The 12,181-nt window shown below is 59.0% G+C and carries 9 protein-coding genes; 6 read left to right on the forward strand and 3 right to left on the reverse strand.

Features of this window, described 5'->3' with window-relative positions:
• Positions 1 to 187 precede the first annotated feature (187 nt).
• Both QSK43_RS12725 and QSK43_RS12730 read left to right on the forward strand, forming a co-directional pair.
• On the forward strand, positions 188 to 4,948 hold the full coding sequence (locus QSK43_RS12725) for an NAD-glutamate dehydrogenase (RefSeq protein ID WP_332303729.1): 4,761 nt from the start codon (positions 188 to 190) through the stop codon (positions 4,946 to 4,948).
• A gap of 107 nt (positions 4,949 to 5,055) precedes the next feature.
• Positions 5,056 to 6,432 (forward strand): MFS transporter, encoded by a 1,377-nt coding sequence (locus tag QSK43_RS12730; protein ID WP_332303730.1) that lies wholly within the window; start codon positions 5,056 to 5,058, stop codon positions 6,430 to 6,432.
• A gap of 49 nt (positions 6,433 to 6,481) precedes the next feature.
• On the opposite strand, the gene phaR is transcribed toward QSK43_RS12730, so the two are convergent.
• Positions 6,482 to 7,057, reverse strand: a complete 576-nt coding sequence (gene phaR, locus QSK43_RS12735; RefSeq protein ID WP_332303731.1) for a polyhydroxyalkanoate synthesis repressor PhaR — start codon at positions 7,055 to 7,057, stop codon at positions 6,482 to 6,484.
• A 243-nt stretch (positions 7,058 to 7,300) separates the two neighbouring features.
• Here phaR and QSK43_RS12740 point away from each other — a divergent pair, with 243 nt between their 5' ends.
• The 4 genes from QSK43_RS12740 to bfr all read left to right on the forward strand — a co-directional run bounded on the left by QSK43_RS12740 (position 7,301) and on the right by bfr (position 10,351).
• Positions 7,301 to 8,479 (forward strand): acetyl-CoA C-acetyltransferase, encoded by a 1,179-nt coding sequence (locus QSK43_RS12740; RefSeq protein ID WP_332303732.1) that lies wholly within the window; start codon positions 7,301 to 7,303, stop codon positions 8,477 to 8,479.
• A 127-nt stretch (positions 8,480 to 8,606) separates the two neighbouring features.
• Positions 8,607 to 9,332, forward strand: a complete 726-nt coding sequence (phbB, locus tag QSK43_RS12745; protein WP_332303733.1) for an acetoacetyl-CoA reductase — start codon at positions 8,607 to 8,609, stop codon at positions 9,330 to 9,332.
• 256 nt (positions 9,333 to 9,588) lie between these two features.
• On the forward strand, positions 9,589 to 9,900 hold the full coding sequence (locus tag QSK43_RS12750) for a (2Fe-2S)-binding protein (RefSeq protein WP_045019387.1): 312 nt from the start codon (positions 9,589 to 9,591) through the stop codon (positions 9,898 to 9,900).
• Positions 9,866 to 10,351: a bacterioferritin gene (gene bfr / locus QSK43_RS12755; RefSeq protein ID WP_045019385.1), complete on the forward strand. Its 486-nt coding sequence runs from the start codon at positions 9,866 to 9,868 to the stop codon at positions 10,349 to 10,351. Before QSK43_RS12750 ends, bfr begins: the two co-directional genes overlap by 35 nt.
• Positions 10,352 to 10,396: 45 nt before the next feature.
• Here the strand turns inward: bfr and QSK43_RS12760 are convergent, their stop codons facing one another.
• A complete protein-coding gene (locus tag QSK43_RS12760) occupies positions 10,397 to 10,909 on the reverse strand; it encodes an RNA pyrophosphohydrolase (protein WP_332303734.1) in 513 nt (170 codons plus the stop codon).
• A gap of 57 nt (positions 10,910 to 10,966) precedes the next feature.
• On the reverse strand, positions 10,967 to 12,166 hold the full coding sequence (locus tag QSK43_RS12765) for a divergent polysaccharide deacetylase family protein (protein ID WP_332303735.1): 1,200 nt from the start codon (positions 12,164 to 12,166) through the stop codon (positions 10,967 to 10,969).
• Positions 12,167 to 12,181: the final 15 nt, after the last annotated feature.

The following is a 12,181-nucleotide window of genomic DNA, read 5'->3' on the forward strand; positions in this document are numbered from 1 at the left end:
ATGCTTCGCGACAGGCCCTCATGGCAAAATCAGCAAAAAAATTTCATGTCCCGACTGAAGAAACACGAAAGCCTCTTAAACTCTTCGTAATTACACGCCAATATCCGATTCGAATGAAAAGGCAAAATCCGTAAATTGGCGGCGCTTTTTATACTTAAAGTGTGATTTTTGGAGGAATCCACGTCAAATGGGCTACAGAAACAATCCAAAACGCGAAAAACAGATCGAAAAAGCACGCCAGCAGGCAATTGCCGAAAATGCGCCATTTCTTGATCCGGGTATTCTCTATGGCAGGGCAAGCGCCGATGACATAGAATATTATTCCGCAGAAATGCTGGCCGCAAGCGCGGCGCACAGTTTCAAGGCGCTTTCGCGCTGGACTGGCGATGCGCCGCATATCAGCATTGCCCAGGTGGAGGGCGTCGCCCCCCGGGACATTCCGGTGACGGTCCTTACCATTATCGGCCGCAATATGCCCTTCCTCTATGATTCCGTCATGGGAGAGGTTACCAGCAGCTATCGCGGCCTTTATCTGGCGGTCCACCCCATTCTGGTGCCCGACGCAACGGCGCAGGCGGGTTACCGCCTTGCGGAACCCGATGACGATCCCGCTGAGAATATCAGCCTCATCCAGCTGCATATCGCGCCATTGACGCAGCCAGCCGCAACGGCGCTGGAGGAAAGGCTGCGTTTCGTCCTGGCGCAGGTCCAGTCCGCTTACAGTGACTGGCGGCCGATGTTGACGAAACTCGACGAGGCGCTCGACGAATTGTCGAAGCGCGGTTCGTCGCGGCGCAAGGCCGAACGTACGGAAGCCGTGGAGTTTCTCAACTGGCTTCGCAACGACAATTTCACCTTCCTCGGCATGCGCGACTACACCTATTCCGGAACGGGAAAGAACGCGAAGATCGAACGTGGCGACGGCGTCGGCCTCGGCAGCCTGAGCGATCCGGATGTGCGCGTGCTGCGCCTCGGCAAGGATGCCGTGACGACGACGCCTGAAATCCTCGCCTTCCTCGACGGCCCGGATTTCCTCATCGTCACCAAGGCGAATGTGAAGTCCATCGTGCACCGCCGCGCCTATATGGATTACATCGGCATCAAGCGCTTCGACGAAGACGGCAATGTCATCGGCGAATTGCGCATCGTCGGCCTTTTCACCGCCACCGCCTATACGCGTTCGGTAAAGCACATACCGCTGCTGCGCGCCAAGATCGCCGATGTCGAGCGGCATTTCGGTTTTGATCCGAACAGCCACTCCGGCCGCATCCTGCAGAACACGCTGGAAGCCTATCCGCGCGACGATCTCTTCCAGATCGAGACGGATCTTCTGATCCGCTTCATCGAGCAGATCATGGAACTGAGCGACCGTCCGCGCGTGCGCGTGCTCGCACGCATCGACCGTTTCGACCGTTTCGTCTCGGCCATCATCTTCGTGCCGCGCGAGGAGTATAATTCCTATGTGCGTGAGAAGATCGGCGACTATCTGAGCAAGGTCTATGACGGGCATATTTCCGCCTATTATCCCGCCTTCCCCGAAGGCGCCGTTGCCCGCGTCCACTTCATTGTCGGCCGCACGGAAGGCAAGACACCGCGCATCGCCCAGGACAAGTTGGAGGATGCCGTCAGCGATATCGCAGCACGCTGGATAGACCACTTCGTTGCCCTTTCCGAACCGGGTGCGCCGGTGCTGGAGGTGGATCAGGCCTATCAGGAAGCATTCACGCCGGAAGAGGCGATCGGCGACATGGCGGATATTCTGGCCACTGTGAAAGGCGAGCCGGTCCGCATCGAATTTTACCAGCAGGAAGGACAGTCGGCCGATACGCTTTCGCTGAAGATCTTCCATCGCGACGGACATCTGCCGCTTTCGCGGCGCGTGCCGCTGCTCGAAAATCTTGGTTTCAACGTCATCAGCGAACGCACCTTCGACATCGGTGTCATCTCGGATGGCGGAAAGCGCGACATCGTGCTGCATGATATGGAACTCGCCGTTGCCGACGGTGCAGAGCTCGATCTACCGCATTATGGACCGAAGCTCGAAGAGGCGTTTCTCGCCGCCTTCTCTGGCAAGGTCGACAATGACAACTTCAACCGGCTGATCCTCGCCTGCGGCCTCACCGTGCGCGAAGTATCCGTCCTGCGCGCCTATGCCCGCTATCTGCGCCAGACCGGCATCGTTTATTCGCAGGAGCATATTTCCGAAACGCTCTTCAAATATCCGGCCATTTCCCGCAGCATTTTTGCCCTGTTCAAGGCCGGGTTCGACCCGTCTATCGACGAAAAGAAGCGACTGAAAAAGCTTGGCGATATTCACAAGACGATCGAAGCGGCATTGAGCGGCGTCCCTAATCTCGATGAAGACCGCACCTTGCGGCGTTACGTCAACGCAATCGACGCCACGCTTCGCACCAACTACTTCCAGAAAAACGCCGACGGCACGCCGCGTGACCTGTTGGCATTCAAGTTCGATCCGAAACATCTTGATGGTCTGCCCGATCCGCGTCCCTTCCGCGAAATCTTCGTATACGGAACCGAGGTCGAAGGCGTTCATCTGCGCTTCGGCAAGGTCGCTCGCGGCGGTCTGCGCTGGTCGGATCGCGGACAGGATTATCGCACCGAAGTGCTCGGCCTCGTCAAGGCGCAGCAGGTCAAGAACGCCGTGATCGTTCCGGTCGGCGCCAAAGGCGGCTTTTTCCCGAAGAACCTGCCTGCCGGCGGCTCCCGTGACGAAGTCTTCAACGCCGGCCGCGAAGCCTACAAGACCTATATCCGCACCCTGCTGTCCATTACCGACAACATCGTCGACGACGCGATCATCCCGCCCGCAGATACATTGCGGCTGGATGGCGACGACCCCTATTTCGTGGTCGCCGCCGACAAGGGAACGGCGACATTCTCCGATACGGCGAACGGTCTTGCCCGCGAAGCCGGCTTCTGGCTGGACGATGCCTTCGCATCGGGTGGATCGGCCGGTTACGATCACAAGAAGATGGGCATCACCGCGCGCGGCGCATGGGAAACGGTAAAACGCCATTTCCGTGAAATGGATATCGACATCCAGACGACCCCCTTCACGGTGTCGGGTGTGGGCGACATGTCCGGCGACGTTTTCGGCAACGGCATGTTGCTGTCGGAAAAGATCAGACTTATCGCCGCCTTCGATCACCGCGACATCTTCATCGACCCGGACCCCGATACCGAAAGATCCTTCACTGAGCGAAAACGGCTTTTCGAACTGCCGCGTTCCAGCTGGCAGGATTACGACCGTTCGACGCTCTCCGGCGGCGCGATGATCATCTCGCGTTCCGAAAAATCGGTGACGCTGACGCCGGAAGCCGTGGCCGCCATCGGCCTCGACAAATCCGTCGCCACGCCCTTCGAGATTATGACGGCCATCCTGAAGGCGCCGACCGATCTCCTGTGGTTCGGCGGCATCGGCACCTACATCAAGGCGGCAGTGGAAACCAATGCCGAGGTGGGTGACAGGGCGAATGACCCCATCCGCGTCAACGCAACGGAGCTGCGCGCCAGGGTCATCGGCGAAGGCGCCAATCTCGGCATCACCCAGAAGGGTCGCATCGCCTATGCGCTGGCGGGCGGACGTTGCAATTCCGACGCCATCGACAACTCGGCCGGCGTGAACTCCTCAGACGTCGAGGTCAACATCAAGATCGCGCTCGCCTCCGCCGTCAATAGCGGCCGTCTGACGATGCCGAAGCGCAACCAGCTTCTCGCCTCCATGACACCGGAAGTGGCGCAGCTGGTGCTGCGCAACAACTACCTGCAATCGCTGGCGATCTCGCTGACGGAACGGCTTGGGCTCGCAAACCGCGAAGAACTTAGCCGCCTGATGGGTGCGTTGGAGGCAACCGGGCAGCTGAACCGCAAGGTCGAAACACTGCCGAACAATGCCGAGCTCAGCGAACGTTACGCCGCCGGCAAACCGTTGACCCGGCCGGAAATCGGCGTGCTTCTGTCCTATGCCAAGCTGACGCTGTTCGACGGATTGGTGGCAAGCACCCTGCCCGACGAACCCTATCTCCAGCATCTGCTGGCCGACTATTTCCCGGCCAAGATGCAGAAGAACTATGCGGACGACATCAAGGCGCATCGCCTGCATCGTGAAATCGTCGCAACCGCACTTGCCAACGCCGTGGTGAACCGTGGCGGTCCGGGCTTCGTGCAGAAGCTCGCGGATGCGAGCGGCCTTCTCGCGGCGGATGTCGTCAAGGCGGCGGTTATCGTCGAGGATGGTTTCGGCCTCAAACGCCTGTGGAGCGAGATCGACGCGCTTGACGGGAAAATCGCAGGCGAGGTCCAGAACGGGCTTTATGCCACGATTGCCCGCATCTTCTCCGATGCGAGCAGGCTTTACCTGCAAACCCGCAGCGCAGGTGCGGGAGCAAGCGATATGGCGACCGAGATCGAACGCTTGAAAACCGCCATCAAGACGCTGTCGCCTGCGGCCGCGAAATATCGCCGCGAACTTGGCATCACGGAAATCGCCGGTGTTCCTGCCGGTCTTCTGGAGGAACTGGATACGCTTTCCCTGCTGGTCTACGTGCCGGAAATCATGCGTATCGCCGAAAGTGCGGGCACCACGCTTGCCCGCGCCGCCGAAAGCTACGCCACCGTCTCCTCGACCTTCCGCGTCGCGCGTCTGCTGGACGCCAGCCAGCGCATCGCACCGGCCGATCACTACGAGAGCCTTGCCCTGCTACGCAGCCAGGACCAGATCGCCTCATCGAGACGCCGGATCGTCATCTCGGCTCTTACGGAACATGCCAAGGAGAAGGACCCGGTTCAGGCCTGGTATGCGGCCGACCGCGTGCGCGTCAATCGCATCGTCTCCGAACTGGGTGCGCTCAGCGAAAGCGGCGACACCAACCTTGCGCGCCTCACCGTGGCGGCGGGGTTGCTTGGCGATATCGTTCAGGCGCGCTAGTCGACCAACTGAAAACGCCATCCGGGTTACTCGCCCGGATGGCGGCAGACAAAACGTTTGCGCCGGCATCACGTATTAATCCTTCCCATTTTTCGATAGGACGATGAATGACTGTCCCCTCCCCAAACGCGGAAACGGTGGTTGCCAAACGCGGCGTCTGGGGCTGGGTCATGTTCGACTGGGCAGCACAGCCCTTCTTCACCGTCGTTACGACCTTTGTTTTCGGCCCTTATTTTGTCGCCCGCCTCACCGATGATCCGATTTCGGCGCAGGCGACGTGGAGCAACATGGCGACGGTCTCATCGATCATCATCGCGCTGTTTTCGCCCATCCTCGGCTCCATCGCTGACCAGTCCGGCGCGCGCAAACCGTGGATCGCCTTCTTCGCCACCATCAAGGTCGTCAGCCTCTTCTTCCTCTGGTTTGCGGCACCGGGGTCTCCGATCATCCTGCCGATCGTCTGCATGATCCTCGCCTCCATCGCGGCGGAATTTTCGATCGTCTTCAACGATTCCATGATGCCGCGGCTGACCAATCCGCAAAATGTCGGGCGCATTTCCAATCTCGCCTGGGGGCTGGGTTATCTTGGCGGCATGGTGGTGCTGATTGCGGTGGTGACGCTGCTGGCCGCCAACCCGCAGACCGGGCTGACCATCGCCGGCATCACGCCGCTTTTCGGTCTCGATCCGGCAACCGGCGAGGACGCCAGAATAACCGGCCCGATAGCCGCACTCTGGTATCTGCTCTTCATTTTGCCAATGTTTCTTTTGACGCCGGATGCCGACAAGGGCCTGCCCTTCGGAGCGGCGATCCGTTCGGGACTTGCCGAGCTTGGAACAACCCTGCGCGAACTTCGCAACCGACCCGTCCTGTTGCGGTTCCTGATCGCACGGATGCTTTATCAGGACGGCGTCAACGGCGTGCTCATTCTGGGCGGCGTATTTGCGGCCGGAATGTTCGGCTGGGCGACGATGGAAATCGGCCTTTTCGGCATCCTCCTCAATGTCGTCGCCATTGCCGGTTGCTTTGCAGCCGGGCGCGTTGACCAGAAACTCGGTTCGCGCATCACCATCCTCATAAGTCTGGTGCTTCTGCTGCTGGCCACACTCGGCATCGTCTCCACGGAAAAGGGCTCCACCCTGTTCGGCTGGATACAATTGTCGACGGCGGATGGCGGCGGCATCTTTGCGACCGGCGCGGAAAAAGCCTACCTGCTTTATGGCATATTGATCGGCCTTGCCTTCGGTCCCGTTCAGGCCTCGTCCCGCTCCTATCTGGCGCGCAACATCACTGTCGCCGAGGCCGGACGCTATTTCGGCATCTACGCGCTCTCCGGACGCGCCACCAGTTTCATGGCGACGCTGTCGTTTTCGATGGCAACCTATATAAGTGGCTCCGCCCATATCGGCATGGCCACTCTCATCGTGTTTCTGGGGTTGGGATTTCTGCTGTTGCTGCGCGTTCCGGAACGGGCGGCAAACTGAAGAACCGGAGAGAGCATCGAGGGTCCCACCCGAAATGCTCCAGCCTCCGTCAGAGCTGATCGAGTTTTTGCTGCAATGCGCGCAACTGCGCCTTCAGCTCATCGATTTCAGACGCATTCGGCTTACGGTTTTCCTTGGGCGCCTGCGGCATTGCGAAAGGCGTGAAACCCTGCATCGCCTGCCGGAAAAGCTCCGTGTTGCGGCGGATCTGCTCTTCCATCATCTGCAAGGGCGCCTGAAAATTGCGGGCAAGCGAGCTATCGCCGAAGGCCTTGGCCATATGCTCCTGCATCTGGCTTTGCTGATCGGAGAAGGTTTTCATCGAATGTTCGAGAAATGTCGGCACGACCATCTGCATCTGGTCGCCGTAGTAAGAGATCAGTTGCCGCAGAAACGCCGTTGGCAGAAGTGTATTGCCGGTTTTGGCTTCCTGTTCGACGATGATCTGCGTCAGGACAGCGTGGGTGATGTCTTCGGATGACTTGGCGTCCTGAACCTTGAAGTCCTCACCGCGTTTGACCATCTGCGCCAGATCGTCCAGCGTCACATAGGTGCTTGTACCGGTATTATAGAGCCGCCTGTTGGCATATTTTTTAATGATTGTTTCGCCGTCGTGTTTTGCCATGCCCGCCTCCTCGCGATGATGGTATTTTCTTGTTTTTTGGTGTTATTGCTCTTCCCGCCGCAAAGTGTATGCGCAAAATGAGCCCTCTGACAAATGTTTTGTGCATCGCAACAGTTTGTTTTTTGCGCAGCAATTTTTTGCAAGATTCCGGCATGATTTAGCAACATCTTTTAAAGCAACTTTCGGGATTTGACTTGTACTGAAAGCTTTGCCAGTCTCCGCCCGCATGTGAGGAGAAAACAGATGACGCCTTCAATCGTGATTGCCAGCGCTGCGCGCACAGCCGTCGGTTCCTTCAATGGTGGCTTTGCCAATACGCCCGCCCACGAGCTTGGGGCAACCGTCATCAATGCCGTGCTGGAGCGCGCCGGTATCGCTGCTCATGAAATCGATGAAGTCATTCTCGGTCAGGTGCTGACGGCTGGCGAAGGACAGAACCCGGCGCGGCAGGCGGCGATGAAAGCCGGCATTCCGCCGGAGGCAACCGCCTTCGGTATCAATCAGCTGTGTGGTTCTGGTCTGCGCGCCGTAGCACTCGGCATGCAGCAGATCGTGACCGGTGACGCGGCCATCGTCATTGCCGGTGGACAGGAATCCATGTCCATGGCGCCCCATTGCGCCCATTTGCGCGGCGGCGTGAAAATGGGCGATTTCAAGATGATCGACACCATGCTGAAGGACGGCCTGACCGACGCCTTCTACGGCTACCACATGGGGATAACCGCTGAAAATATCGCCCGCCAATGGCAGCTTTCCCGTGACGAACAGGACGAGTTCGCCGTCGCATCGCAAAACAAGGCCGAAGCCGCGCAAAGCGCCGGGCGTTTTGCAGATGAGATCGTGCCTTTCACGGTGAAGGGCCGCAAGGCCGACATCGTCATCGATGCGGACGAGCACATCCGCGCCGGCGTCTCGCTGGAAACCATGGCGAAGCTGCGCCCCGCCTTCGACAAGGATGGTACTGTAACGGCAGGCAACGCCTCCGGCCTTAATGACGGCGCGGCAGCCACGCTTTTGATGTCGGAGCAGGAGGCCGTAAAGCGCAGCATCAAGCCGCTGGCGCGCATTGCTTCCTGGGCGACAGCCGGCGTCGATCCGCAGATCATGGGAACCGGTCCCATCCCCGCCTCACGCAAGGCACTGGCCAAGGCAGGCTGGTCGATCGGCGATATCGGCCTTGTCGAAGCCAACGAAGCTTTCGCCGCCCAGTCCTGTGCGGTGGTGCGCGAGCTTGGCCTTGATCCTGGTATCGTCAACGTCAATGGCGGCGCGATCGCCATCGGCCATCCGATCGGCGCTTCCGGAGCGCGCGTGCTGAATACGCTGATTTTCGAAATGCGCCGCCGCAACGTCTCGAAAGGCCTTGCAACACTCTGTATCGGCGGCGGCATGGGTGTCGCCATGTGCATCGAGGTGCTCTGAGATCGCTGCGTGGCTTTCCAAACAGCAGTTCCGGCTCAGCAGGCAATAGGATAGAAGCGGCCTCCCATTGGCCGCATTTCTGTGGCCGTTGAGCACCGCTAAAGCAGTTCAGGACATGGAGGCCGATATGAGCCGGGTTGCGTTGATTTCCGGCGGGACGAGCGGCATAGGCGCCGCAATTGCCCGCGCCTTGCAGGCTGTCGGCTACCGGGTGGCCGTCAACTACGCCTTTACGACGGACAGGGCAGAGGCCTTCCAGAAGGAAACCGGCATCCCCGCGTTTCAATGGGACGTTCGCGACTACGATGCCTGCGTAAAAGGCATCGCGAAAGTGGAAGAGACCTTCGGACCGGTCGAGGTCCTCGTCAACAATGCCGGCATCACCCGCGATGCGATGTTTCACAAGATGACGCCGCAGCAGTGGCGCGAGGTCATCGACACCAACCTCACGGGCGTCTTCAACATGACGCACCCCGTCTGGCCGGGCATGCGTGACCGCGGCTTCGGCCGCATCGTCAATATTTCCTCCATCAACGGCCAGAAGGGCCAGGCGGGCCAGGTCAACTATTCCGCCTCGAAGGCTGGCGATATCGGCTTCACCAAGGCCCTCGCCCAGGAAGGGGCCAGCCGCAACATCACCGTCAACGCCATCTGCCCCGGCTATATCGGCACGGAGATGGTGAGAGCGATCCCCGAAAAAGTGCTGGCCGAACGGATCGTGCCGCAAATTCCCGTCGGGCGGCTGGGCGAACCGGAAGAAATCGCGCGCTGCGTCCTGTTTCTCGTGTCCGACGAGGCTGGCTTCATCACCGGCTCGACGATGACCGCCAATGGCGGGCAGTATTTCGCCTGAGATTTCGGCTTGATGGCGAAACTCAGTAAACTTTCCGTGATCGCCATCGGCCAAATAGGGGCCACGCACAAAAACTTGAACGTCAAATACATATAAGTAGCAATTGCTAAACCAATGAAAACACGATAGTTTTTGTATAGTTTAGAATTGATCTAAAATACTTGCGTATCTCTGGTGGGATGTTTTTCTTGACAGTCGGTGTCCTGTTTTGGTTTAAGAATGAAAACAATGTGTTGTGTCATATAGGCAGTCCATCATGCTGGTTTGCAGCTGCAATTACATCACCGACCACGATATCCGGGACGTCATTAACGAGTTCCTGGACGAGGACTGTTGGCAGCTTATCGTTCCCGCAAAAGTGTATCACGCCATGGAGAAACGCGGTCGCTGCTGCGGCTGTTTCCCGACCGTCGTCGACCTGATCATCAAGACTACGGAAGAATATCACGCCCGTCGCCACTCGACGGAGGCCGATGTTTTTGATTTTATGTCCCGCTTGAAACGATTCCATGAAGAAAACAGGAGAGCGGACATTGAAAGGCGACAAAAAAGTCATCGAGCGGCTTAACGAAGCCCTATTTCTAGAACTCGGTGCGGTAAACCAGTATTGGCTTCACTACCGTCTTCTGAACGATTGGGGCTACACCAAGCTCGCAAAGAAGGAACGTGCGGAATCCATCGAAGAGATGCAGCACGCCGACAAGATCATCGATCGTATTATTTTCCTGGAAGGTCATCCCAACCTCCAGACCCTGGCTCCGTTGCGCATTGGCCAGAACGTCAAGGAAGTGCTTGAAGCCGATCTGGCTGGCGAATACGACGCACGGACGTCCTACAAGAAATCGCGCGACATCTGTTCCGAGGCCGGAGACTACGTCTCCATGAAGCTGTTCGAAGCCCTGCTGATCGACGAGGAAGGCCATATCGACTTCCTCGAAACCCAGCTCGATCTTCTTGGCAAGATCGGCGCAGAAAAATACGGTCAGCTCAACGCTGATTCCGCCAACGAAGCGGAATAAGCTTTCGCAATCGGTCAAGGAAAAGGCGGCCAGTGGCCGCCTTTTTTATTTCCCCGAGAGGTGGCGGAATTCCGCAACGACCTTCTCGTAAACCGCGCGCTTGAAGGGAACGATCAGTTCCGGAAGGCTTTCCATCGGCTTCCAGCCCCAGGCATCGAATTCAGCCGTATGCCCCGTCGGCGGAGGATCGATCTGGATCTCGCTCTCGTCGCCATCGAAACGGAACGCAAACCAGCGCTGCGCCTGCCCGCGATATTTGCCCTTCAGGCCCACGCCGATCAGTTCGGGCGGCAAATCATAGTTGATCCAGTCGCTCGCTTCCGCCAGCAACGTCACCGTTTTCATCCCCGTTTCTTCGTATAGTTCGCGAATGGCAGCCGTCAAAGGCCGCTCGCCATCATCGATGCCGCCCTGCGGCATCTGCCACAGTTGCGGTGAGCCGTCATACTCCGAATTGCCTTCCCTGATACGCCGGCCGGCCCAGACAAGGCCTTCGGCGTTCAGAACCATAATCCCCGCACAGGGACGGTAAGGCAAATCTTCTGCTTTGATTGTCATTGGAAACCCGCATGTCTGGGCGCCGAAAAGGCGCAAAGGAATGGCCACACGGAAGGTTTACTGCCCCGCCTGCTGCGAAACAAGCGCAGAAACGCCGACGATCTCGATGCCGCGGCCACCGGCTTCCCGCGACCACTTCGAGATTGCAGCAATGCTTTCGTCAAAAGCCGAGGCCACGCCGATCGCCTGGCCGTTGCGGCGCGCAATCCGCTCCAGTTCGTCCAGCTTGCGCAGAACGGCGGCTTCGGTCACCTCCCCGTCGAGCAGAACATCCGCAAAGCCCTGCGGTGCGGAGATGGCTTTTGCAATCCCGCCGCTCAGCGACTGTGCAGATGAGGCGTCGTCCAGAAAAAGCAGCCCGCGCTTGCCGACATCGCGCATCACCGGCTCCAGCGCCGCCTGCTCGGAAAGGAAACGCCCGCCGAGATAATTCATGATGCCGGTATAATTGGTGATTTTCGCCATGGAGCGATGCAGCCGGTCGATGTTGACCTTCGCCGGGTCACCCGCCAGCAGCGTGTCCGGGCCGGGATTGGTGCCGGGATACCCGAAAGGCTCCAGCGGTATCTGGAGAAGAATTTCATGCCCCTCGCGCCGCGCTTCCTGCATCCAGCGCTGCAGGCTGTTGCCGCTCGCGGCAAAACCAAGCGTCACCTCCGGCGGCAGTTCCCGGATCGCCTTTTGCGAACCTGTCTGACTGAGCCCGAGACCACCGACCACGATCGCCACGCGGGTGCCGCGCGCTCCGGACCATGGCCGGGCATATTGCTCCATCGGCCGCAAACCATCGGCACCGACCACCGGCAACCTGCCGAATGCGGTCTCTTCCAGCAATGCATCATTGGGCCGCGTTGCCATACGCGGATCCTGACCATAGGTCTGGCCGCTCATCAGCACCGGTCCATCGCTGTCGCGGGGGCGGGGAGAATAGACCGACACGACATTGCCGTCCGGCATCGTCGCCCGATTGATATTGGCGCCGGAGCGACCGCTTTCCGGCTTGAGACCAGACGCTTCGCCGGGATCCTCCACATCCGCCGCCGCCGTTTTCGGCATGTTTTCGGGAAGCTGGGGCTGGATGTCCGGCCCGGTCGCCGTCTTTTGCAGATTGCCCGGCGACAAGGCCGTGTAGACCGAAAGTCCGCCGATCGCGAGAACGGCAAGCACGGACACAGCCATAATGACGGAAAAGCGCCGGTTGATACCGGCGCTTTTTTTCTGACGACCCAGAAGCGGTTTTCGCAGGTCAGAAGGCAATGAACGATCCGTCCA

Origin of the sequence: Rhizobium sp. GR12 (assembly GCF_036596185.1) — a bacterium.
Lineage (GTDB): Bacteria > Pseudomonadota > Alphaproteobacteria > Rhizobiales > Rhizobiaceae > Agrobacterium > Agrobacterium nepotum.